The sequence below is a fragment of the Methylobacterium sp. PvR107 genome (assembly GCF_017833295.1).
In the GTDB taxonomy this organism is placed as follows: domain Bacteria; phylum Pseudomonadota; class Alphaproteobacteria; order Rhizobiales; family Beijerinckiaceae; genus Methylobacterium.
Genome location: NZ_JAFIBW010000001.1, coordinates 4,486,375 through 4,508,927, shown reverse-complemented (window position 1 = coordinate 4,508,927; position 22,553 = coordinate 4,486,375). Strand labels below are relative to the sequence as shown.

19 protein-coding genes are annotated in these 22,553 nt (G+C 69.8%); 5 read left to right on the top strand and 14 right to left on the bottom strand.

What is annotated here, in order from left to right:
* The first annotated feature begins 158 nt into the window (after window positions 1-158).
* Window positions 159-1,985, top strand: coding sequence for a phosphogluconate dehydratase (edd, locus tag JOE48_RS21295; protein ID WP_210032699.1), 1,827 nt, complete (start codon window positions 159-161; stop codon window positions 1,983-1,985).
* Between the two features lie 22 nt (window positions 1,986-2,007).
* Window positions 2,008-2,643 carry a bifunctional 4-hydroxy-2-oxoglutarate aldolase/2-dehydro-3-deoxy-phosphogluconate aldolase gene (gene eda, locus JOE48_RS21290; RefSeq protein ID WP_210032698.1) on the top strand — a complete coding sequence of 212 codons (636 nt, stop codon included), beginning with the start codon at window positions 2,008-2,010 and terminating at the stop codon, window positions 2,641-2,643.
* Window positions 2,644-2,704: 61 nt separating this feature from the next.
* Here the strand turns inward: eda and JOE48_RS21285 are convergent, their stop codons facing one another.
* Window positions 2,705-4,816 carry an ABC transporter ATP-binding protein/permease gene (locus JOE48_RS21285; protein ID WP_210032697.1) on the bottom strand — a complete coding sequence of 704 codons (2,112 nt, stop codon included), beginning with the start codon at window positions 4,814-4,816 and terminating at the stop codon, window positions 2,705-2,707.
* Window positions 4,817-4,968: 152 nt separating this feature from the next.
* Window positions 4,969-5,286: a hypothetical protein gene (locus tag JOE48_RS21280; protein ID WP_210032696.1), complete on the bottom strand. Its 318-nt coding sequence runs from the start codon at window positions 5,284-5,286 to the stop codon at window positions 4,969-4,971.
* Window positions 5,287-5,577: 291 nt separating this feature from the next.
* On the opposite strand from JOE48_RS21280, the gene JOE48_RS21275 reads away from it, so the two are divergent.
* Window positions 5,578-6,210, top strand: a complete 633-nt coding sequence (locus tag JOE48_RS21275; RefSeq protein WP_210032695.1) for a 2OG-Fe(II) oxygenase — start codon at window positions 5,578-5,580, stop codon at window positions 6,208-6,210.
* A 21-nt stretch (window positions 6,211-6,231) separates the two neighbouring features.
* Window positions 6,232-6,879, top strand: coding sequence for a peptidase inhibitor family I36 protein (locus JOE48_RS21270; RefSeq protein ID WP_210032694.1), 648 nt, complete (start codon window positions 6,232-6,234; stop codon window positions 6,877-6,879).
* 3 nt (window positions 6,880-6,882) lie between these two features.
* On the opposite strand, the gene lpxB is transcribed toward JOE48_RS21270, so the two are convergent.
* From lpxB to JOE48_RS21225, 9 genes are all read right to left on the bottom strand, one after another.
* Complete coding sequence (gene lpxB, locus JOE48_RS21265; protein ID WP_210032692.1) at window positions 6,883-8,058, bottom strand: lipid-A-disaccharide synthase; 1,176 nt, start codon at window positions 8,056-8,058, stop codon at window positions 6,883-6,885.
* Window positions 8,055-8,918 (bottom strand): LpxI family protein, encoded by an 864-nt coding sequence (locus JOE48_RS21260; RefSeq protein ID WP_210032690.1) that lies wholly within the window; start codon window positions 8,916-8,918, stop codon window positions 8,055-8,057. The genes lpxB and JOE48_RS21260 overlap by 4 nt, the downstream gene beginning before the upstream one ends.
* A 12-nt stretch (window positions 8,919-8,930) precedes the next feature.
* Window positions 8,931-9,749 carry an acyl-ACP--UDP-N-acetylglucosamine O-acyltransferase gene (gene lpxA, locus JOE48_RS21255; RefSeq protein WP_210032688.1) on the bottom strand — a complete coding sequence of 273 codons (819 nt, stop codon included), beginning with the start codon at window positions 9,747-9,749 and terminating at the stop codon, window positions 8,931-8,933.
* A complete protein-coding gene (fabZ, locus tag JOE48_RS21250; RefSeq protein ID WP_192706618.1) occupies window positions 9,746-10,222 on the bottom strand; it encodes a 3-hydroxyacyl-ACP dehydratase FabZ in 477 nt (158 codons plus the stop codon). Before fabZ ends, lpxA begins: the two co-directional genes overlap by 4 nt.
* Before the next feature lie 289 nt (window positions 10,223-10,511).
* A complete protein-coding gene (lpxD, locus tag JOE48_RS21245; RefSeq protein WP_210032686.1) occupies window positions 10,512-11,570 on the bottom strand; it encodes a UDP-3-O-(3-hydroxymyristoyl)glucosamine N-acyltransferase in 1,059 nt (352 codons plus the stop codon).
* Between the two features lie 50 nt (window positions 11,571-11,620).
* Complete coding sequence (bamA, locus tag JOE48_RS21240) at window positions 11,621-14,191, bottom strand: outer membrane protein assembly factor BamA (protein WP_210032684.1); 2,571 nt, start codon at window positions 14,189-14,191, stop codon at window positions 11,621-11,623.
* A 426-nt stretch (window positions 14,192-14,617) separates the two neighbouring features.
* Complete coding sequence (locus tag JOE48_RS21235) at window positions 14,618-15,772, bottom strand: RIP metalloprotease (protein ID WP_210032682.1); 1,155 nt, start codon at window positions 15,770-15,772, stop codon at window positions 14,618-14,620.
* Between the two features lie 165 nt (window positions 15,773-15,937).
* Complete coding sequence (locus tag JOE48_RS21230) at window positions 15,938-17,452, bottom strand: DHA2 family efflux MFS transporter permease subunit (protein ID WP_245253430.1); 1,515 nt, start codon at window positions 17,450-17,452, stop codon at window positions 15,938-15,940.
* Between the two features lie 77 nt (window positions 17,453-17,529).
* Window positions 17,530-18,774, bottom strand: a complete 1,245-nt coding sequence (locus JOE48_RS21225) for an HlyD family secretion protein (protein ID WP_210032680.1) — start codon at window positions 18,772-18,774, stop codon at window positions 17,530-17,532.
* A gap of 139 nt (window positions 18,775-18,913) precedes the next feature.
* Between JOE48_RS21225 and JOE48_RS21220 the strand changes: the two genes are divergently transcribed.
* Window positions 18,914-19,552, top strand: coding sequence for a TetR/AcrR family transcriptional regulator (locus JOE48_RS21220; protein ID WP_210032678.1), 639 nt, complete (start codon window positions 18,914-18,916; stop codon window positions 19,550-19,552).
* A gap of 112 nt (window positions 19,553-19,664) precedes the next feature.
* Here JOE48_RS21220 and dxr read toward each other — a convergent pair whose 3' ends face one another.
* Genes dxr through frr form a run of 3 tightly spaced genes read right to left on the bottom strand, consistent with a single transcriptional unit; the run spans window position 19,665 to window position 22,303 of the window.
* The gene (dxr, locus tag JOE48_RS21215) at window positions 19,665-20,843 is read right to left on the bottom strand and encodes a 1-deoxy-D-xylulose-5-phosphate reductoisomerase (RefSeq protein ID WP_210032676.1); all 1,179 of its coding nucleotides are present in this window, start codon (window positions 20,841-20,843) and stop codon (window positions 19,665-19,667) included.
* 19 nt (window positions 20,844-20,862) lie between these two features.
* The gene (locus JOE48_RS21210; protein WP_210032674.1) at window positions 20,863-21,720 is read right to left on the bottom strand and encodes a phosphatidate cytidylyltransferase; all 858 of its coding nucleotides are present in this window, start codon (window positions 21,718-21,720) and stop codon (window positions 20,863-20,865) included.
* Between the two features lie 19 nt (window positions 21,721-21,739).
* Window positions 21,740-22,303, bottom strand: a complete 564-nt coding sequence (gene frr / locus JOE48_RS21205) for a ribosome recycling factor (RefSeq protein ID WP_210032672.1) — start codon at window positions 22,301-22,303, stop codon at window positions 21,740-21,742.
* Window positions 22,304-22,553 lie beyond the last annotated feature (250 nt).

Genomic DNA, 22,553 nt, shown 5'->3' with positions numbered 1-22,553 from the left:
GTCGACCCAGAAGTCCTCTCGTGGGCGAAGGAGGCCGCATCCGCCGGGTTACATCCCGCGGCGCACCCTTTAGATACCGGTCAGCACCGCGGTCGCGCGGGCCGAGCCGAATCGCGGCACCGGCCCCGGCCGTCGGCACCGAGCCTGGAGGAACGAGCATGACCGAGCTTCATCCCGAGGTCGCGGCGGTCACCGAGCGCGTGGTGGCGCGCTCCCGCGAGACCCGGCGCGCCTATCTCGACCTGATCGCCCGCGAGCGCGAGGCGGGGGTCCGGCGCGGCAAGCTCGCCTGCGGCAACCTCGCCCACGGCTTCGCGGCCTCCGGCGAGGACAAGGCGGCGATCCGCGACGAGCGGACCGTGATGAATATCGGCATCGTCACCGCCTACAACGACATGCTCTCGGCGCATCAGCCCTACGGACGCTACCCAGATCAGATCAAGCTGTTCGCCCGGGAGCGCGGCGCGACCGCCCAGGTGGCGGGCGGAACGCCGGCCATGTGCGATGGCGTCACGCAGGGGCAGACCGGGATGGAGCTGTCGCTGTTCTCCCGCGACACCATCGCCCTCTCGACCGCCGTGGGCTTGAGCCACGGCATGTTCGATGGCGCGGCGCTTCTCGGCATCTGCGACAAGATCGTGCCGGGCCTGCTGATCGGCGCGCTCCGCTTCGGCCACCTGCCGACCATCCTGATCCCGGCCGGGCCGATGCCGTCGGGCCTCGCCAACAAGGAGAAGCAGCGAATCCGCCAACTCTACGCCGAGGGCAAGATCGGCCGCGCGGAACTGCTCGAATCCGAGTCGGCCTCCTACCATTCGGCCGGCACCTGCACGTTCTACGGCACGGCCAACTCGAACCAGATGATGATGGACATGATGGGCCTGCACATGCCGGGCGCGTCCTTCATCAATCCCGGCACGAAGCTGCGGCAGGCCGTGACCCGCGCGGCGGTCCACCGGCTCACCGAGATCGGCGCAGCCGGAAACGATTATCGACCGCTCGGCCTGTGCGTCGACGAGAAGGCGATCGTGAACGCCGCCGTCGGGCTGCTGGCTACGGGGGGCTCGACCAACCACGCGATCCACCTGCCGGCCATCGCCCGCGCCGCCGGCATCGTGATCGACTGGGAGGATATCGACCGGCTCTCGAGCGCGGTGCCGCTGATCGCCCGCGTCTACCCGAACGGCGCCGGCGACGTGAACCATTTCCACGCCGCGGGCGGCATGAGCTTCGTGATGGCGGCGCTGCTCGATGGCGGCCTGCTGCACGACGACATCCTGACAGTGGCGGGCCAGTCGCTGCGCGATCACGCCCGCGACCCGAAGCTCGCCGGGGAGGAGCTGGTCTTCGAGGACGCCGTGCCGGAGAGCCTCGACGACACCATGCTCCGCCGTCCCGAGAACCCGTTCCAGCCGGATGGCGGCATGCGGCTGGTGAAGGGCAATCTCGGCCGGGCGACCTTCAAGACCAGCGCCGTGGAGGCGCAGCGCCGGACCATCGAGGCGCCGGCGCGGGTCTTCTCGGACCAGGACGAGGTGCTCAAGGCATTCAAGGCCGGCGAGCTGGAGCGGGATGTCGTGGTGGTGGTCCGGTTCCAGGGCCCGAAGGCGAACGGCATGCCGGAGCTGCACAAGCTCACCCCGCCGCTCGGCGTACTGCAGGACCGCGGCCACAAGGTCGCGCTGGTCACCGATGGACGCATGTCGGGGGCGTCGGGCAAGGTTCCGGCCGCGATCCACGTGAGCCCCGAGGCCCTGGGCGGCGGCCCGATCGGCCGGATCCGCGACGGCGACATCGTCCGGCTCAGCGCCGCTGAGGGGCTGCTGGAGGTGCTGGTCGACGACAACGAACTCGCCGCGCGCGGGGACGCCGTGGCTCCGGCACCCGCGCAGGGCACCGGTCGCGAGCTGTTCGCGTTCATGCGCCATGGGGCCGACACGGCCGAGCGGGGCGCTTCGGCGATGCTCGCCGCCGCCGGCCTCTGAAACCCGACAGGAGGTGCCGACCATGAACGATCTGACCAGCATCGACGCGCTGATGCGCTCCGTGCCCGTCATTCCGGTCCTGGTGATCGACGACGTGGCTCAGGCCCGGCCCATCGCCGAGGCCCTGGTGAAGGGCGGGCTGACCGCCCTGGAGGTCACCCTGCGCACGCCGGCCGCCCTCGAGGTGATCCGGGAAATGACCCGGGTCGAGGGCGCGGTGGTCGGGGCCGGGACGGTGCTTAATCCCCGCGACCTGGAGAACGCGCTCGGGGCGGGGGCCGAGTTCATCGTCTCGCCCGGCCTGACCGAGCCGCTGACCGACGCCGCCAAGGCCAACGGCGTGCCCTACCTGCCGGGTGTCGCAACGGCGGCCGACATCATGCGCGGCCTGGATCACGGGCTCGACCGGTTCAAATTCTTCCCGGCTGAGGCGGCGGGCGGGATCAAGGCGTTGAAGGCGCACGCGGCGGTGTTCGGCGCGGTGCGGTTCTGCCCGACCGGCGGGATCACCGAGGCGACCGCCCCAGACTGGCTGGCGCTTCCCTCGGTACTCTGCGTCGGCGGCAGCTGGGTGGTGAGGCCCGGCACGCCGGATCCGGCGGCGATCGAGCAGGCAGCCCGGGCGGCGGCGGGATTGCGGACGGCGACGCAAGGCTGAACGGCGGACGCGGGTCCCCTCCCCCACAGGGGGGGAGGGAGAGGCGCGGATGCGGCTCGCCTCACTCCGCCGGGAGTGCCTCCCGCCGCGCACGGGGCACGAACACCCCACCCTCCGGCTCCAGCGTGATGCGCCGGTCGTGGAAGGCGTCGAGCGTCGAGCGGTGACCGATCGACACGATCGTCGTACCGGGGAGCTTCTCGCGCAGCATTCGGTAGAGCGCCGCCTCCGAAGGCTCGTCCAGCGAGGCCGTCGCCTCGTCGAGGAACAGCCATTCCGGCTTCGCGAGCAAGGCGCGGGCGATCGCGAGGCGCTGCTGCTCGCCCCCCGACAGCCGCCGCTCCCAGGTGTCGATCTCGTCGAGGCGGTCCACCAGGGGGGCGAGCTGGGCCGCCGTCAGCGCCTCCTTGATCGCCGCATCGGAGAACTGGTCGACGGTGTTCGGGTAGACGACGGCGCCGCGCAGGGTGCCCTGCGGGATGTAGGGCCGCTGCGGCAGCACCAGCGCCGACTGCCCGGCGGGCACGTCGACCCGGCCCTTGCCGAAGGGCCAGATCCCCGCGATGGCCCGGAACAGGGTCGACTTGCCCGAGCCGGAGGGCCCGGTGACCAGGGTCGCGCCGCCGCGCGGCAGCGTCAGCGTGTCGGCGGTGACGATCGGGCGCCCGTCCGGCAGGGCGAGGACGAGACCGCGCGCGGTCACGTCGCCGGTGCTGTCGTTGCCCTGGACGAGGCCGTAGCCCGCCGCCTCCAGCGCCTCGGCCTTGGTCATCGCCCGGCGGAAGGAGCCCAGGCGGTTGGTGTTGGCCTTGTAGGCGGCCAGCGTCGTGTAGGAATCCACGAAGAACGACAGCGAGCTCTGCACCTGCCCGAAGGCCTGCGAGGTCTGCTGGAGCGCGCCCAAGGTGATCTTCTTGGCGAAGAACGAGGGTGCCGCCAGCACCATCGGGAAGATCACGCTGGCCTGCCGGTAGCTGAACGTGAAGGCGATCAGCTTGATGCGGCGGAAGATGATGCCGACGTAATTGTCGATGACGCTGTGGAACAGCGTCGCCAGCCGGGAGGCCTCCGCGCGCTCGCCGCGCAGCAGGGCGATCTGCTCGGAATAGATGCGGTTGCGGGCCAGCGCGAAGCGGAAATTCGCCTCGACTTGCTCCTGGCGGAAATCGAGCCCGATGAGCGGCCGGCCGATCAGGTGGGTGAGCCACGTTCCGACCACCGCGTAGCCGATCACCAGCCAGACCAGGAATCCCGGGATCACCGCATCGGTGAACGGCACGACGAAGTCGCGCGACAGGGTCCAGAGAATGACCATGAACGAGACGAGCTGCGCGGCCTGGCTCAGCAGCCGGATCGACAGCGTCGTGGTCTGTACGATGAAGCTGTTGACGTCGGCCTGGATGCGCTGATCCGGGTTGTCCGCCTCCTCGTCGGTGAACGGGATCCGGTAATGTGTGCCGTTGCCGAGCCAGCGCTCGTACAGACTGTGGGTCAGCCACGTCCGCCAGCGGATCAGAAGCGAGGAATCCACGAACAGGTCGAACATGCCGATGGCGATGTTCAGCGTGGCGAGCGGTACGAACACCCAGAGCAGCTGATACCAGAAGGCGGACGCGTCGTATTCCTGCAGCGAGTTGTAGATGTCGCGGTAGAAGAAGTTGAATCGCAGCGTCAGCGCGACATCGGCAAAGTTGACGAAGATCGAGAGCGCCACGAGATTGCGGCCGATCCGCCCCTCGGTGGTTCCGAACCAGCGGAACAGGCCGATCTCCTTCGTCGGCTTGTCGCGATTGGCGAAATAGGGGTCGGCAATGTTGGTGATTGCCCGGATCGGCTCCAGATACGAGATGCCGAGCACGATGGCGGCGAACACCACCGCGCCGGTGGCGGCGAAGGCCGGAGGCAGCAGCGCCGCGACCACAGGCGGCAACAGGCCCATCGTCGCGATGGTCTTCGACCCGGCAAGCAGCAGATAGCCGATTCCGTAGACCGAGACGAACACCTTCAGATAGGCCGAGATGCGGTTGGACGCGATCAGGATCGCCGCCATGGCGAAGCCGGCCAGCGAGACGTAGAGCGGCGGGCTCGGGATGCCGGGAACCGCCAGCAGGATCAGCGCGGCGACGGCCGTGAGCACGGCCTGGATTCCGAGCCCGGTCCTGAGTGCAGCCACGCGTCGATCCCCCGTCCCGCTCGCACCCGGCCAGGGGCGCAACCCGGCGGCCTTGGCCCCGGCTGATGGCCAGATAGTGGCACTGGCCCCGCGCTGTCGCGTGAAACTTTCGTCACGTTGACGCGCTGCGGCGATTTAGGCCGGCGGCGTGCCTACCAGTTCCATTCCTCGAAACCGGGCTCGCGGCAGTGATAGCCGATCGGGCATTGCGGGTTGTCGCGGGTGGGCGCGAAGCGCAGCTCCGCGATCTCCGAGCCGCTGCATTGTCCGGGCCCGCTGACGAAGCGCTCCGGGGCGGCGCCGGCGACGATCACCACGTCGCCCTCGCCCCTCACCAGCGCCATCGCCTCCGCGCAGGTCATCCGGGCGGTGACCGAGCCGCGCGGCCCTCGCGGTTGCGCAATCGCTCCCGACCCGGCCGCCACGGCGACGAGGTGTGAGCACAGCAAAGCGAGGGCCAAAGGCCTCATCAACAACGGATTCCAACACCAACCCGGGAAGAAAGCCCACGGGCGTCGCACCATCCTGCACGGGCGGGCCGCCCGAGACTGTCACCGGAATGTGCCACCGCACGGCTTTCGCCGTCGGACCGCCGCAATCGGCGGATTATGAGATTTTCGGACCGCCGCGAACAGTTGCACAATCCGATCCGGGGCCACCTGCGCGGGCGACCCCGGCAGAGCGTCGCGAACGGCCCTTCGGCACGCGTCTCCGGCGCCCGGCGTGCCGGTCGACCTGCGTCGGAGCCAGGGGATCCAACGATGTCCGCCCTCTCGATCCTTGACGTCTCTGCGGTGCGCGCCGCGCCCGTGTCCCGGGAGCCCTACGCCTATACCCTCGGGAACAATGTGCTCAATCCGGACGCAATCGACGAGATCCGGCGCGACTTCCCCAATATCGCCAAGCCCGGTTACCTCACCGTCGACGAGGTCGCCCTCAAGGGCCGGTTCAAGGCCCTGATCGACGAGCTGGAAAGCGACGAATTCTCGGCGATCCTCGGCGAGAAGTTCGGGATCGATCTCGTCTCGTGCCCGCGTCTCACCACGATCATGCGGCGCAGCCAGCTGAAATACGGCTCGATCCATACCGACGGCCCGTCGAAGGTGCTGACGCTCCTCGTCTACATGAACGACGCCTGGGACGCGCCCGCCGCGGGCCGCCTGCGGGTGCTCTACGACGGCAAGAACTACGAGCCGTTCGCGGTCGAGGTGCCTCCGACGATGGGCACGATGTTCGCCTTCCAGAGGGCCGACAATTCCTGGCACGGCCACGAGCCGTTCGAGGGCGAGCGCCGCGTCGTCCAGGTCGCGTGGCTCAAGGACGCCTCGGAACTGGAGCGCAAGCGCAAGCGCAACCGCACGGCACAGTTCCTGAAGGGCATCTTCGGCCGCTGATCGGACGATGGGGGGTGGACGATGGGGGCGTTGGTGCTGGCCGATCCGGGCGGCGGAGCGGGTTCGGGCTCCGGGCGCCGCTACGCGCTGCCGGCGCTGCTCATCCTCGGCTGGCTCGGGCTGTTCGCCTACAGCGCCGCCTACCTGACCGAGGACCTGCCCTTCCGCTCGCAGGCGCCTGAGGCGACCGCCTCGGCAGAAGCCGCCGCGCAGCGGGCACCATCGAGCCGGATCGTGATGCTCGATACGCCCGATCTGCCGAGCCTGGGTGGGCCTGCCGCGGCGAAGGCGCCGCCCGCGCAGAGCATGCAGGCCGCGCCGGTGCCGGCGGCGCTGCCGGTCGCCCGACCGGCTCCGACACCTGCCCCGGCCAGTGCCGAATATGTCGGGATCTGGGGTCCGACAGCCGAGGCCTGCGGGTCCAGGTCCCGGCGGCGGGGCTACATCCCGGCGACGATCACGCAGGATCGCGCGCGGGCCGGCCGCACGATCTGCACCTTCCACGACACGCGCCGCACCGGAAGCGCCTGGGTCACGTCGGCCGAGTGCAGCGACCGCGGCCGCCGATGGTCCTCGCAGGTCCGCCTGACAGTCGAGGGCGACCACCTGACTTGGTCGAGCAGCCGCGGGACCTCCGCGTATATCCGCTGCAGCCGCCGCGCCGGCTGAGCGTCACGGTCCGGGGGCGACCAACCCTGCGGCCTGCAGGACGATCCGCGCGGCGGCCCGGCTCGGCGTGTCCGCAGCCGCGAGCCGCATGCGGCCGTCGATCCGGGCGAGCGCGGCTCGCTGCGCGTCCCGGGCGCTGCCGCCGGCCAGGAGCGGCTGCAGGGCCCCGGCGAGACGCGCGGGCGTGCAATCGGCCTGGACGAATTCCGGCATGGCGTTCTCGGCCAGGATCAGGTTGGGCAGAACGATGCTCGGAACCTGGATCAGGCGGCGGGCGATGAATTCCTCGGCCCGCGAGACCTTGTAGGCGACGACCATCGGCACGCCCGCCAGCGCCAGCTCCAGCGTTACCGTCCCCGAGGCGGCGAGCGCCGCGCGGGCCTCGCGGAACGCGGCGTATTTCGGCGCCTCGCCGGTCACGATCCGCACCGGGACCGGCCAATCCGCCGCCAGGCGCTCGATCAGGGCACGGTGGCGCGTCACGGCCGGCAGCGAAGCCTCGATGGGCAGCGTGCGACCGACCTCGGCCATGGCCTGCCCGAAGATCGGCATCAGCCGTTCGATCTCCGAGCGGCGCGATCCGGGCAGCACCACGAGGCTGTACGGCAGCGCGTCGCGGCGCCTGAGCTCGGGATCGGCGGGGCGCAGCTCGGTCAAACGCTCGATCAGCGGATGCCCGACATAGGTGCAGGGCGGCCCGCCGAGCCGCAGATGCGCGTCCGGCTCGAACGGGAGCAGGGCCAGGACATGGTCGATGAACGGCCGCATGCCCTTCGCCCGCCAGGGACGCCACGCCCAGACGCTCGGCGAGACGTAGTCGATGATCGGGATGCCGGGCGCGGCCTTGCGCACCCGCTTCGCCACCGCGTGGGTGAAGCCGGGGCTGTCGATGATCACCAGCACGTCCGGCCTGGCGCGGACCACGGCTTCCGCGGTCTCGCGGATACGGCGCAGCAGCGTCCGCGCCCGGGCGAGCACCGGCAGGTAGCCCATCACCGCAACGTCATCGAGGGGGAACAGCGATCTGAACCCGGCCTCCGCCATGGCCTCGCCGCCGACGCCGCCGAAGGCGATATCCGGCGCCGCCGCCTGCAGCGCCCGCATCAGCTTGGCACCGAGCTGATCGCCGGAATCCTCGCCGGCCACGAGCCAGATCGTGCGGGACCGGGCGGCGCTCATGGCGCGCTCCCGTAGCCGATCACGAACAGCCCGAGGCGGTCGGCCTCCGCGGCGGTGGCCTCGCGGTCGATCACCAGGGTTCCGCCGGCTTCCAGCGCAAGGCCGACGCAGCCGGCCCGGGCGGCGTTCCGGATCGTGCGCGGGCCGATCGCCGGTAGGTCGACGCGCAGGTCCTGACCGGCCTTCGGCGCCTTCACCAGCACGGTCGCCGGCAGGGGGCGCCCGAAACCGAAGGGCCGGCGCCCGAGGGCGCGCGCCCGGGCAAGCATCCGGTCGGTGCCCTCCGGTCCCTCGACGGCGAGCACCCGGTCGCCGGCGACCGCCGTCGCCTGGCCGAGATCGTAGGGCGACAGGGCGGAGAGCACGGCCCGCCCGGTTTGGATCGAGACGGACGCCTCCGCGCCCGGTACGCGGCGGCCGATGGCGCCCTCCGGACAGAGCAGGTCCGGCGCGGCCTCGTGGACGCCCAGGACCCGATGCCCCTCCTCCTCGACGAGGGCCAATGCGGCGCGGAGCAGGCGGTCGTCACCCCCGCCCGCGATGGCGCGCAGGGCCTCGCGGTTGCGCAGCGCCGCACCGGCGTTGAGGATGGCGGCCGGGCTCGGGCGGGAGACGCCGCCGGCCGGCACGACCAGGGCCGGCCCCCAACGGCGCAGCAGCTTCAGCGTGGCCGCGAGATCGAGGAGATCGACGGTCGCGTCGGCGCTGGCGCGCAGGGTCCGCCCGGTGAAGCCGCGCAGCGCGATCACCCGGAACGGCCGGTGTGCCCGGCGGAGCGACTCGGCGACGAGTTCCGGCAGACGGCCGGCCCCGGCGATCAGGACGAGAGCCCCCTCGGGCGCGGGATCGGCCAACGCCATGTCCTGCGCCGGTCAGGCGGCGCTGATCGGGGTCGGCACCTCGCGCGGCGTGCAGATCGAGCGCTTGCCGCCGACGCGGATGAAGTCGAGGATCTCCCGCACCGCCGTGTGGGACTCGAAGGTCGCCGCCACGTCCTCGACGCGCTCCATCAGCGTGCCCTCGGGAGCGAAAAGCAGGCGGTAGGCCCGCCGCAGGGCGTGGATGTCCTCCCGCGCGAAGCCGCGGCGCTGAAGCCCGATGATGTTGAGCCCCGAGAGGGTGGCGCGGTTGCCGAGCACCATGCCGTACGGGATGCAGTCGTTCTCCAGCCCCGAGAGGCCGCCCACGAAGGCATGCGCCCCGACGCGGGCGAATTGAATCACCGCGGCGCCGCCCCCCAGGATCGCGTAATCGCCCACCGAACAATGGCCGGCCAGCATCACGTTGTTGGAGAAGATGACGTGGTCGCCGACACGGCAATCGTGGCCGACATGCGCGTTCGCCAGGAACGTGCAGTGATCGCCGACCCGGGTCTCCAGCCCGCCGCCGCTGGTGCCGGGGTTCATCGTGACGCCCTCACGGATCAGGCAGTCGGAGCCGATCGTGAGGGTCGAGGCCTCGCCGCGATACTTCAGGTCCTGCGGCGGGTGACCGATCGACGCGAAGGGAAAGATCCGGGTGCGGGCGCCGATGGTGGTGCGGCCCGCCAGGACGACGTGGCTGACCAGCTCGCAATCGGGGCCAAGCACGACCTCGGGCCCGACATGGCAGAAGGGGCCGATCCGCGCCCCGTCGCCGATCTCGGCGCCGGGCTCGACCACGGCGCTCGCGTGGATGAACGGCGCGCTCACTCCGTCACCAGCATGGCACCGATCTCGGCCTCCGCGACCAGCGTCCCGTCGACTCGGGCCTCGCCGCGGAACCACCACATGGTCCGGCGCTGGTTCATCTTCGTCATATGGAAGCGGACCTGGTCCCCGGGGGTGACCGGCTTGCGGAACTTGCACTTGTCGATGGTCATGAAGAACACCTGCTTGGTGCGCAGCTCGTCGGTCCGGATGTGTCGGCAGCAGATGGCGCCGGCCGTCTGGGCCATGCCCTCGATCAGGAGCACGCCGGGAAAGACCGGCAGACCCGGGAAATGTCCCATGAACTGCGGCTCGTTGGCGGTGACGTTCTTGATACCGACGCAGGATTCGTCTCGGTCGATCTCGACGATGCGGTCCACCATCAGGAAGGGATAGCGGTGCGGCAGCAGCTCCAGCAGCGTCTGGATATCGGCTGTGCCCAGCTCGCCGCCGGTCTCGCGCGCCGCCTCACTCATCAGATCCCGCACCTCGACGTGCCGCCCGAGGCGGCCTGGTATCCGACCGCCGACGGCGGACGGACCGCCCTCTTCGGAAGAAATCGTCGGAAGCGCAAGGCCTTCCCGGTCATGCGCGCGCGGCAAGGCGGACGCTGACACGATGGCGAGCCCGGCCGCGCCGAAAGGACGGGTGCCCGGTCCCCCGCCCTCAGGTGCCGAGGCTTCGCGGCGGCATCCAGGGAGCGGTCGGGGATCCTTGTGACCTTCGGACCCGCGTTCGCGCCGGCTGCGGCGGGGGATCGTCAGGTCACGATTCCTCGCCCGCCGAATCCTTCCCGGAGCGCTCGGCGAGACGGGCCAGCGTCGTCAGTTCCCGGAACCAGGCCCGCACGGGCTTGGCGGGGGTTCCGCCCCAGCGGCTGCCCGGCGGGACATCCCGGTTGACGTTGGACGAGCCGGCGATCTGGGATCCGCGACCGATGCGCAGGTGACCGACGACGCCGACCTGGCCGCCGAGGACGACGTAATCCTCCAGCGTCGTCGAGCCCGAGATACCGACTCCCGACACGATGACGCAGTGGCGTCCGATCACGACGTTGTGGGCAATCTGCACGAGGTTGTCGATCTTGGTCCCCTCCCCGATCACCGTGTCGCGCGAGGCGCCTCGGTCGATCGTGGTGTTGGCGCCGATCTCGACATCGTCCTGGACGATCACGCGCCCGATCTGCGGCACCTTGAGATGACTGGCGCCCATGGCGAAGCCGAAGCCGTCCTGGCCGAGCCGCGCCCCCGGATGCACAATCACCCGGTTGCCGAGGAGCGCGTGACTCAGGGTGGTCCCCGCGCCGATCGCGCAGTCGCGGCCGATGCGGACACCCGGACCGACCACCGCGTTGGCGCCGATCACCGTGCCGGTGCCGACCTCAGCGCCCGGGCCGATGACCGCGCCGGGGTCGACCGCGACACCCTCCTCAAGCCGCGCATCCGTATGGACATGGGCGCCCGGCGCAATACCGCGGGCCCCGAACTGCGAGCCGGGGCGCAACGCGTCCGGGTGCAGTCGGCCGAGCAGCACAGCGTAGGCGCGGTAGGGATCGCGGCTGATGAGGGAGATGGTTCCGGCCGGGCAGCGCGCCGCGAACCGGGGGGAGACCAGACAGGCACCCGCCCGGGTCGCGGCGAGGGCGTCGCCGTAGCGGGCATTGTCCATGTAGGCGAGGTCGCTGGGCCCGGCGCTCTCGAGCGGTGCGGCGCCGTCGAGCCTGAAGTCCGGGTTCGCACCCTCCGGAAGGGTCGCGCCGGCGACTGCCGCGACTTCGGCGAGGGTCAGGCCGCAGGCGGCGGTGAAGAAGATGGGATCTGACATGTTCGACAACGCGTCGGCCGGGACAAACCGACCGACGCGTGAGGTTTCTATCAGAACCGCGAGCCGCCGGAGAAGCGGAACGCCTGCGTCTGATCCTTGCCGACGTGGCCGTACTTGCCGAGGATCGGCACGTAGACCGCGATACCCTCATCCTTCGACAGAGCGTAGGCATAGTCGAAGCGGATCGGGCCGAGCGGCGAGTTCCAGAGGATGGACGCGCCGACCGAGGAACGGATCGTGGCGCTGTCGCGGACGTTCACGCATTCCGGCTCGACGCCGACTGTGAAGGCGTTGAAGTTGCAACGCCCGGTCACCGGCGACGTGCCGTTGATGAAGCCGTCGCCGTTCACGTCGAAGTTCCGGCGGCTGTTGTAGCCGAACAGCGTGCCGGCGTCGGCGAAGAGCGCGCCCTTCAGGCCCAGATCACGCGGAACCAGCGGCAGCGGGAACTGCACTTCGAGGGTGCCGCCGATATAGGTCGAGCCGCCGATCGCGTTCGAGCGGGCGTCGGCAATGCCGACGTCACGCGGGCCGATGCCGTTCGGCGCGAAGCCGCGGACCAGCGACGGGCCGAGGAAGAACTCGTCGGTCACCCGAAGCGGCTTGCCGTCGATCGACGAGATGTGGCCGCCCTGGAACCGGACGAAGCCGACCACGTCCTCGAAGATCTCCTTGTAGTACCGCGCATCGGCGGTCACGCGGAAGAACTTGGAGTCGCCGCCCAGGCCCGCGACATCGGGCTTCAGCTCGGCATAGAGGCCGTTCCGCGGCGCGCCGATCACGTCGAGCGTCGAGTAGGCGAGCGTCAGGCCGGCCAGCGAGGTCAGGGTGTTGCCCTGCGAGCCCTTGATGGCGATCGAGGCCTCGCCGTCATACGCGCAGTTCGGGTACAGCGCCTGGCCGCCGATGTTGCGGCCCGTGTTCGGGTCGATCGTGCCCGCCGCGTAAGTGGCGGTGTAGCCCGGGATCGGGATCGAGCAGTCGTTGTACGGCCGCTTGAGGGTGTTCGGCACCTTCAGCTCGGTGTTGTACAGCGAGTACCGGAGGGTGATGCCGAACTCCTCGGTGATCGGCAGGCCGAGGCGCAGCTGGCCGCCGTAGACCGTGGTCTCGTAGCGCGAGTACCGGGTCAGGTCGGAGTACTTGTAGAAGGCATCGAAGCCAGCGGCGAGCCGGTAGCCGAGGAAGTACGGCTCGGTGAAGGAGAAGTCGACGCCGCGCGAGTACTGGCCGCCGGTGCCGGCGAGGCGGACATACTGACCGCGGCCGAGGAAGTTCGACTCGGAGACCGAGACCTCGCCGATGATGCCGTCCTGGGTGGAGTAGCCGCCCGCCACCGAGAACGAGCCCGTGGGCTGATCCTCGACATCGATGTTGATGACCACCCGGTCCGGGGCTGAGCCCGGCTCGTTGGAGAAGCGGACCTTCTTGAAGAAGCCCAGGCCGTTCAGGCGCCGCTCGGCGCGGTCGGTCAGCACGCGGTTGTACGCATCGCCTTCCGCGATATCGAGCTCGCGGCGGATGACGTAGTCGCGGGTGCGGGTGTTGCCGCGAATGTTGATCCGCTCGACATAGACGTGGGGGCCATCCTCGACCACGAAGCCGAGGGAGACCTGGTGGCTCCCCGGGTCGCGCTGGCCGGTCGGGCGGACCTGCGCGAACGGGTAGCCGGCGCGGTTCACCTGACGGGTGACGTTGTTGAGCGTCTTCTCGACGTCGTCGGCGTTGTAGACGTCGCCCACGGCGGTGGCGACGTCGCTGTTGAGCTGCGCGGTGTCGAGACCCGGCAGGCGCGAATCCACCTGAACGGCGCCGACCTTGTACTGCTCGCCCTCGCTCACCGTGACGGTGATGACGTAGCCCGAGCTCTCACCCTCGACATAGCGCGCGTCGGCGCTGACCACCTGGAAATCGGCGTAGCCGTTCTTCAGGTAGTAGCGGCGGACCTGGTCGAGGTCGTTGGTGATGCGGTCGGGGTCGTAGACGTCGGAGGTCTTGATGAACGACAGGAAGTTCATCTCCGAGGAGCTCATCAGCCCCTTCAGCGTCCGCTCCGAGTAGGCGTTGTTGCCGACGAAGTTGATCGAGATGATGCCGGTCTTGTCGCCTTCGTCGACCTGATAGATCACGTCGACCCGGCCGTTGGGCAGGTCGACCGTGCGGTAGGTCACCTTGGCGGTGCCGCGGCCGAAGCGCTTGTAGACGTCGCGGATTCGGGCGAGGTCGGCGTTGATGATCGCCTCGCTGTAGGGGCCGCGGGCCTTGGCCTCGACGATACCCTCGAGGGTGGCCTTCTCGACCTTCTTGTTACCCTCGAAGACAACCCGGTTGATCAGGTTGTTCTCGCGGACCGTCACCACCGTGCGGCCGCCCGACTGGGCCACCTTCACGTCCGAGAACATGCCGCTCGCCAGCAGGTTGCGGCGGGCCTCCTCGGCGGAGCCGGACGCCGTCCCGGTCACGTAGGACCGGATCGTGTCGGCATCGACGCGCTGGTTGCCCTGAACGACGATCTGCTGCGCCTGAGCGGCTCCGCCCAGGACAACACCGAGACCCGCGGTGACTAGGACGATGGTTCTCCGCACCGACTTGCGTCGGTGCTTCCCCGTCAACGACATCATGCAATCGCCCGTTTCTGTTCTGGTCGCGGGGGTTAGCCCGTCACAGGCGACCGTTGATCGGTCGTCCCGTCACCTGGTCCAAGCGTGGCTTCGGTCCAAGCGTAGCTCTTAGCGGGATTCCCCTGCCAAGCAAACGCGCGGGAGGCCATCGTCAGGGGATTTTGGGGGGTCGTGGCCTTCGCGCCACTTAACGGTGGCGTCCGCCTGTGGGCAAACCACCGATCGTGGTGAACGACCCGTAAACGCTTGCGGCGACGGGTCTTTTCAATCCCGCCATCGCAAGCTTGAACGCGGCTTTAACCGAGATTCAGCGCCCCGCGAGGGCCCGTTCTGGGCGCTCTCCCGGCGAGATCGCGGCGGGAATGGGGCATCCTTTCCGGTGGAGTGCGGACAGGATACCCAGCGCCGTCGCGCGGCGGCAGCGGATCAGGTGTTCCGCCAGGACGCGCCGAGGTTGAGGATGTCGTTCCAGGCGGCGAACAGCATCAACATCAGGACCAGCGCCAGGCCGATGCGGAACCCGATCTCCTGGGCGCGCTCGCTCAGCGGGCGGCCGCGCACGACCTCGAAGGCGTAGAAAAGCAGGTGGCCACCATCGAGCAGCGGCACCGGGAAGAGGTTCAGGAGACCGATCGAGACCGACAGCAGCGCGATCAGCCCGACCAGGCCGCCGACGCCGCCGTTCTTGGCGACCTCGCCGGAGACACGGGCGATGCCGATCGGGCCGGAGAGCTGGTCGGCGGATTCGCGGCCGGTGGCGAGCTTGCTGAGATACGAGAACGTGCGCTCGACGACGAAGTAGGTCTCGTGCACCCCGAGGTCGAGTGAATCGAGCGCCCCGTAGCGGACCAGACGGGCTTCCGTGCCGGCGGGCGAGCGGATGCCGAGGCGGCCGATCCGGTGGCGGCCGAACGGTGTCTTCTCCTCGAAGGTCGCCGGGGTCGCCTGGATGGTGATCGGCTGGTTGCTGCGCTCGACCGTGAAGGTGAGCGGCGTCCCGGCGCTGCCGGTCACCGTCCTGTACATGGCGTTGAAGTCGCCGATCTTCTCGCCGTCGATGGCGGTGATCAGGTCCCCTGGCTGGAAGCCGGCCTGGGCGGCGACGCTGCCGGGCTCGACCGACGAGACGCGGGCCGGCAGCTCGTAGCGGCCGCCAAGCCAGATCGCGCCGGCGAAGAGCAGGATCGCCAGGATGAAGTTCGCCACCGGTCCGGCGGCGACGATCGCGGCGCGCTTGGCCACGGGCTGGGTCGGGAAGCTGATCGCCCGCTCCTGCGGGCTCATCCGGGCGACCGCCTCGGGATCGGGCATGCTCGCCCCGTTCACGTCGCCGTGGAACTTGACGTAGCCGCCCAGCGGGATCGCGCAGAGCTTCCAGCGGGTGCCACGACGGTCGTTGAAGCCAAACAGCTCCGGGCCGAAGCCAAGCGAGAAGGCGTGCACGCCGACCCCGCACCAGCGGCCGACCAAGAAGTGACCCATCTCGTGCACGAACACCACGACGGTGAGCACGAACAGGAACGGGATCACGGCGCCGAAGAAGCCGCCGGCGGTGCCGGTCATCGCGTTGAGGAAGTCCATAAGCCGTTCCCTGGCCGTCTTCGCGCCGGCTTCTCGGGCCAGGCATCGCGCTGTTCTAGCAGATCGGAGCCGCCCCCTGCCAACGCAATCCTGCGCGCAGGCTGCGGAAGGTCGCACGCGCCGTCCGATTCCGCACGCTCTGCGCGCGCCGGCCGGCCGGGGCCGTCAGTGCCCGCCGCCCCCGCCCGCCGCGGCGTTCGGGCGACGGATCAACGGTACGGCGCAGGCGATTGCCAGGAACAAGGCCGTGAGAGCCAGGAACACATCCTCGAAGGCCATCACCAGACCCTGGATCCGCACCGTATTCGTCATCGCCTGCAGCGCCATGCCGGGCGCAGCGCTGCCGTAGGCCTCGAAGCCGCGCTGCAGGGTGTCGAGGCGCTCCAGCGCGGCCGTGTTCGCCCAGGTGAACCGCTCGTGAAGCCGTGTGAGATGAAGGTCCCACCGGTCGTTGAGGATCGTGTTGATCAGCGCGAGGCCGACCGCGCCGCCGAGATTGCGCGTCAGGTTGAACAGGCCCGACGCGTTCTTCATGCGCGCCGGCGGCAGCGTCCCCAGCGCGATGTTGTTGATCGGGATCATGCACAGCATGAGCGAGCAACCCCGCAGGATCTGCGGCAGCAGCAGCTCGTAGAAATCCCAGTCCTTGGTGAGCCCCGTGACGATCCACGTGCCGCAGGCGAAGCCGACGAAGCCGAGCCCCATCATGAGGCGCGGATCGACCTTGCCGGACAGGCGGCCCGCGATCGGCGCCGTCGCGAACATGCACAGGCCGGAGACGAACATGGTCTCGCCGATCATCAGCGCCGAGTAGCCGCGGACCCGGGCGAGGTAGACCGGGTAGATGTAGGTCAGCCCGTAGAGGCCAATGCCCAGCACGAAGCTGGCAACGCAGCCGCTGGCGAAATTCCGGTCCGAGAAGGCGCGCAGGTCGACGATCGGCTGCCTGGCGGTGAACACCCGCCAGAAGAACAGCAGCGCCGAGGTCCCGCAGATCGCCGCGCAGGCGAAGACCGCCTCGTCCTGCAACCAATCGTGGTTCGGGCCCTCCTCCAGTACGTATTCGAGGCAGCCGAGGAACCCGGCCATGAAGGCGAGCCCAGCCCAGTCGAACGACTTGATCAGGCCGTAATTGGGCTCGTCGAAATCGACCAGGATCCAGGTCGAGACCGTCACGAAGATACCGGGGACGACGTTGATCAGGAACAGCCAGTGCCAGGACATCAGGTCGGTGAGATAGCCGCCCACCGTCGGGCCGATCGTCGGCGCCAGCGTCGCCACGAGGCCGATCATCGGCGACACGATGGTCCGCTTGGAGGGCGGAAAGATCGTAAAGGCCGCGGCGAAGACGGTCGGGATCATGCCGCCGCCGATGAAGCCCTGGGCAGCCCGCCAGACGATCATCTCGCCGATCGACGAGGAGGTGGCGCACATCAGGCTCATGGCGGTGAAGCCGCCGGCCGAGATCGCGAACATCCAGCGCGTCGAGAGTACCCGCGACAGGGTGCCGGAGAGCGGGATCGAGATGACCTCGGCGACGAGGTAGCTGGTCTGGACCCAGGGAATCTCGTCGCCCGAGGCCGAGAGGCCGGCCTGGATCTCGTTCAGGGAGGCCGAGACGATCTGGATGTCCAGGATCGCCATGAACATCCCGAAGACCATGCAGAGGAACGCCACCATGCGGCGGCGGTCCAGCGGCGGCTCGACGGTGCGGGCCAGCCCGCCCGTGGAACGTGCGGCACTGGCCACGGCCTGCCTCAGCGGCTCGCGGTGCTGACCGGCCGCTCGCGCGCGGCCCGGTCGAGCACGGAGCGGTCCGCGCCGGCGCGGGTATCGACCCGCACCACCGCCGACAGGCCCGGCCGCAGCAGACCCTCGCGGGCGACGTCCTCGGGCACGCGCACCCGTACGGGCAGGCGCTGGACGATCTTGGTGAAGTTACCCGTCGCGTTGTCGGGCGGCAGCAGGCTGAACACCGAGCCGGAGGCGGGCGAGAACGACTCGACCACGGCGTGGATCTCGCGGTCCGGATAGGCGTCGACCGTGACCGTGACCGGCTGGCCGGGGCGCATGCGCTGAACCTGCGTCTCCTTGAAGTTCGCGTCGATCCGCACGCTCTGGAGCGGCACCAGGGCGGCGATCCGGGTGCCGGGCGAGACGTAGGCGCCGGCCTCGACCGCCTTGTTGCCGACCACGCCGTCGAACGGCGCGCGGATCACCGTGAAGTCGAGATCGCGCCGGGCCCGGTCGACCGCGGTGCGCAGCTCCGCCGCGAGGCTCTCCGCCTCGCGTCTCTGCGCCTGCAGAACGTCGACATTGGCGCGAGCCGCGACGAGGCCGGCCTCCATGGCCTTGACCGAAGCTTCGGTCCGGTCGCGGTCGGCGCGGGTCTGGTCGATGCGGGACTTGGCGACGTAATCTGCCTGCATCTGCGTCGCCCGGGTGAAGTCCGCCTGGGCGCGGACAGCATCGGCGCGGGTGCCGTCGAGTTGCGCGGCGGCCTGGGCGACCTGCGCCTGCGCCGCCTCGGCCTGCCGGCCGATGCGCGCGATCGTGCTCTCCTGGGTCGCGAGCTTGTCCTGCGCGGCCTGGAGCGCGAGGCGGTAATCGCCGTCGTCGAGCTTTGCGATCACCGCGCCCTTCTTCACCGACAGGCCGTTCACCACTGGGACCGCTTCGAGGTAGCCCGGGACCTTCGCGGCCAGCACCGAGATGTCGGCCTGGACATAGGCGTCGTCGGTGGCGACGAAGAACCGCCCGACGGTCCACCATTGCCAGCCCTCATAGGCACCACCCGCAAGCGCGGCGGCCAGCACAGCGAGCAGGATAAGCTTCTTGAGAGGCCGCTTGCTCACTGACGCCGCCGATGTGGCGACCGATCCGGCCGCTGTAGCCGAATCGGCCGCCGCAGGCACTGCATGCTCCGCGCGTTCGTCCGATCCGATCTCGGCGGGGTTCTCGAGGCCGGAAGTCGGCCGATCCGCGTCCTCGCGAAGGGACATCTCAGCGCCTCGAAGTGTATGACCGAACCGTTCGGTCAATGAGGAAGACGCGTCTTGACGCGCTTCGGTAGACGCCTCAGATTATGTTGACCGAACGGTTCGGTCAAGCGCGGCGGCGTCTGGGGCGCGGAGCGGAACGATGGCTCAGGGTGTGGTGCTGGAGCGGAATCAGGCCCAGCACGAGGGCGACAAGCGGCGGCAGATCCTCGACGGCGCGCGGACGGTGTTCCTGTCGGCGGGTTTCGACGGCGCCAGCATGGGCGAGATCGCCCGGGCGGCCGGGGTCTCCAAGGGCACGCTCTACGTCTACTTCGAGAACAAGGAAGACTTGTTCGAGGCGCTGATCATCCAGGAGAAGACGGGCCTCGCCGAGGCGCTCTTCACCCTCGACGCCGACGATCCGAACGTGCCGGGTGTGCTGGTGCGGCTCGGCATCAGCTTCCTGACCGAGATGTGCCGGCCGGAGCACGTCTCGGTGGTCCGGACGGTGATCGGCGCCTGCGAGAAGTTCCCGCGTTTCGGGCAGGCCTTCTACGAGGCCGGACCCGCCTGCGGCATCGAACGCCTGTCAGGCTATCTCGACGCACAGGTTGCGGCCGGCCGGCTGCGGATCGCCGATACCGAACTCGCGGCGCGGCACTTCCTGCACCTGTGCCAAGCGGGCCTGCTGACCCGGCTGCTGTTCAGGGCGGGCGGCATCGCCGATGCGGCCCTGACGCGCCATCAGGTCGATGAGGCGGTGCGGGTGTTCCTGGCCGGGTACGGGACGGAGCGCTGAAGCGCAGCTTTGGCGGCGACCGTCTTTAAGAGTGGGGCGAAGCAATCCAACGGCGCCGCTTGCAGATGTCGCGCCGCCCACGGTTGCTTCCCTGCGCCCGTAGAGACGGGGTCTAACCGGCCGCGCGCAGCTCCGGCAGCGCCTCGGCGCTCCAGGCCCGCACATGCGCGTCGATGGCGAGCGCCTCGTCGACGTCGGCCGGCGCTGACCGGTACGGACCGGCGAAGTGCGTGCAGGCGCGCTCGACCAGATCGCTGATCCCGTAGAAGCCGATCCGGCCGGCGATGAAGGCCGCCACCGCGATCTCGTTGGCCGCGTTCATCACGGTCGGCGCCGCGCCGCCGGCCGCCAGCGCCGCGCGGGCGATCCGCAGGCAGGGGAAGCGCGCCTCATCCGCCGCCTCGAAGGTCAGCGATCCGAGCTTCACGAGGTCGAGGGGCCGGCCCCGCTCGATAGTCAGGCGGTCGCCGAGCCCCAGGCAGTGCGAGATCGGCACGCGCATGTCGGGCAGAGCCAGCTCGGCGGTGACGGCGCCGTCGAGCCAGTAGACCATGCCGTGGATCACCGATTGCGGGTGCACCACGACGTCCAGGCGCTCGGGTTCGATGCCGAACAGGTGGTGCGCCTCGATCAGCTCGAGGCCCTTGTTCATCAGGCTCGCCGAATCGATGTTGATCTTCATGCCCATCGACCAGGTTGGATGGGCGGCTGCCTCGGCCGGGGAAGCGGCAGCAATTCGTTCGCGGCTCCAGGTCCGGAACGGACCGCCCGAGGCCGTGATCATCATGGTGCGGACATCGGCGAGCGGACGGCCGGCCAGCGCCTGGCTCAGGGCGTCGTGCTCGGAATCCATCGGCAGGATCGTGGCGCCGTAGCGCGCCGCGTCGCGCATGAAGGCATCACCGGCGCAGACGAGGCTCTCTTTGTTGGCCAGCGCGACCGTGCGGCCGAGACGAAGCGCCGCGTGGGTCGATCTCAGCCCGGCCGCCCCGCTCACCGCCGCCACCACGATATCGGCGTCCCGGGCGACCGCCTCCATGACGGCGCCCTCACCCGCCCCGCTCGGGATTCCGGAACCCGACAGGGCCTCTGCGAGGACCGGGCCTGCGGCTTCGTCGGCGAGCGCCGCGAACGAGGCGTTCAACTCGCGGGCGACCTTGGCCAGTGCGATGGGATCCTTGCCGCCGACCAGGGCACCGACGCGGAACCGGCCGGCGTGCTGGGCCAGCAGGTCGGCGGTCGAGCGACCGATCGAGCCGGTGGCGCCGAAGACGCTGACGATCTGGGTCACAGGTTCAACTCCCTCATCGTCACGCGATCGCACCGATCCCGAGCAGGGCGAGATAGACGGCCGCCAGCGCGGCCACCGCAAAAAATCCGTCGAGCCGGTCCATGACGCCGCCATGGCCCGGGATGATCCTGCCGGAATCCTTGACGCCGTAATGGCGCTTCAGCCCAGATTCGATGAGGTCCCCCGCCTGGCTCAGGACGGAGGCCAGCGCGCTCACGCCCGCCACCACGGGCAGGGAAGCGGCGCTGGGCAAGGTCATCCCGGCGAGGTCGGCGACCACCGGGACGAGCGTGCCGGCCGCGACCGCGCCGACGAGGCCACCGAGGGCGCCCGACCAAGTCTTGTTCGGCGAGACCCGGGGCATCAGCTTCGGTCCGCCGATCTTTCGGCCGGCGAAATAGGCGGCGATGTCGGTGCACCAGACCACCGCGAACATCCAGGCCGGCCCGACAAGTCCAATGGCGGGGTCGTCGCGCAGGGCGACCGGCACCGCCGCGACCGCCGCCGCGCCGAGCACACCAAGGAAGGCGCGGAGCCGTCCCCGGCCGGTCCGGGCCACGGTGGCGCAGGCCGCGGCACCCAGCAGCAGGACCGCAAGGCAGGCCGGCGTCGGCGCACCGCCGCGCTGGCAGAGCAGCAGGGCCCCGAGTGTCGCCGCGCCCAGCGCGATCAGCACCTCGCGCGGCTCGGTGCGGCTCATCACCATCCACTCGGCGAAGCCGACGATGCCGGCGGCGAGCCAGATCCCCGCGAAGGGCCAGCCGCCATAGACCAGCGCGGCCAGCACGCCGGCCCCGAGCACGAGACCCGAGGCGACGCGCAGCCACAGCTCGCGCCGCCCCGAGGGACGCGCGGCCGGTGCGGCGGCGGAGGTCACGCGCGTCCCGTCCTTCGCCTCAGACCTGCATGATCTCCTTCTCCTTGGAGGCCAGCACGCCGTCGATCTCGGCGATGTACTGGTCGGTCGCCTTCTGAACGTCGGTGGCCTGACGCTTCTCGTCATCCTCCGAGATGGCGCTGTCCTTCAGGAGCTTCTTGAGGTGGTCGAGGCCGTCCCGGCGGACGTGGCGGACGGCGACGCGGGCCTCCTCGGTGTACTTGTGGGCGACCTTGACCATCTCCTTGCGGCGCTGCTCGTTCATCTCGGGGATGCGGAGCCGAATGGTCTGCCCCTCGGTCTGCGGATTGAGGCCGAGGTCGGATTCGCGGATCGCCTTCTCGACGGCGGTGACCATGCTCCGGTCCCAGACCGAGATCGACAGGAGCCGCGGCTCTGGCACGCTGACGGTAGCGACTTGGGCCATCGGCATCATCGAGCCGTAGGCGTCGACCTGGATCGGGTCGACGAGCGACGGCGTGGCGCGGCCGGTGCGCAGCGAGCCGAGATCCTTCGAGAGCGAGGCGACGGCGCCCTGCATCCGGCGCTTGATGTCGTTGAGATCGAATTCCGGTGTGGCCATGAGGGTCGTCCCGAGACGTCTGACGGTATCTTGTAGCCCTGCGCGGGCAGTCGCGGCCTCAATGGACGAATTTTTTCAGGGCCGCAAACCGTCTTCCGATCGGAACGAGCCCGGACCGGTCGGGCGGCGGTCGAACGGGTTGGGGGAACGCACGCCGTCATTCCGGGGTGCCGGAGGCGAGCCCGGAATCAAGAACCACAGACGGTGCCTTGCTTTTGCATGTCGGCGCGTCTGACGCCCGGGCTCCGCT

Bases quoted from the DNA above. Each gene is read 5' to 3' on its own strand.
- JOE48_RS21280 (WP_210032696.1), bottom strand. From the start codon at position 5,286: ATGAGGCCTTTGGCCCTCGCTTTGCTGTGCTCACACCTCGTCGCCGTG.
- JOE48_RS21235 (WP_210032682.1), bottom strand. From the start codon at position 15,772: ATGGACTTCCTCAACGCGATGACCGGCACCGCCGGCGGCTTCTTCGGC.
- JOE48_RS21220 (WP_210032678.1), top strand. From the start codon at position 18,914: ATGGCTCAGGGTGTGGTGCTGGAGCGGAATCAGGCCCAGCACGAGGGC.
- bamA (WP_210032684.1), bottom strand. From the start codon at position 14,191: ATGATGTCGTTGACGGGGAAGCACCGACGCAAGTCGGTGCGGAGAACC.
- eda (WP_210032698.1), top strand. From the start codon at position 2,008: ATGAACGATCTGACCAGCATCGACGCGCTGATGCGCTCCGTGCCCGTC.
- fabZ (WP_192706618.1), bottom strand. From the start codon at position 10,222: ATGAGTGAGGCGGCGCGCGAGACCGGCGGCGAGCTGGGCACAGCCGAT.
- JOE48_RS21230 (WP_245253430.1), bottom strand. From the start codon at position 17,452: ATGGTGGCGTTCCTCTGCATGGTCTTCGGGATGTTCATGGCGATCCTG.
- edd (WP_210032699.1), top strand. From the start codon at position 159: ATGACCGAGCTTCATCCCGAGGTCGCGGCGGTCACCGAGCGCGTGGTG.
- JOE48_RS21225 (WP_210032680.1), bottom strand. From the start codon at position 18,774: ATGTCCCTTCGCGAGGACGCGGATCGGCCGACTTCCGGCCTCGAGAAC.
- JOE48_RS21275 (WP_210032695.1), top strand. From the start codon at position 5,578: ATGTCCGCCCTCTCGATCCTTGACGTCTCTGCGGTGCGCGCCGCGCCC.
- JOE48_RS21270 (WP_210032694.1), top strand. From the start codon at position 6,232: ATGGGGGCGTTGGTGCTGGCCGATCCGGGCGGCGGAGCGGGTTCGGGC.
- JOE48_RS21260 (WP_210032690.1), bottom strand. From the start codon at position 8,918: ATGGCGTTGGCCGATCCCGCGCCCGAGGGGGCTCTCGTCCTGATCGCC.
- lpxD (WP_210032686.1), bottom strand. From the start codon at position 11,570: ATGTCAGATCCCATCTTCTTCACCGCCGCCTGCGGCCTGACCCTCGCC.
- lpxB (WP_210032692.1), bottom strand. From the start codon at position 8,058: ATGAGCGCCGCCCGGTCCCGCACGATCTGGCTCGTGGCCGGCGAGGAT.
- frr (WP_210032672.1), bottom strand. From the start codon at position 22,303: ATGGCCACACCGGAATTCGATCTCAACGACATCAAGCGCCGGATGCAG.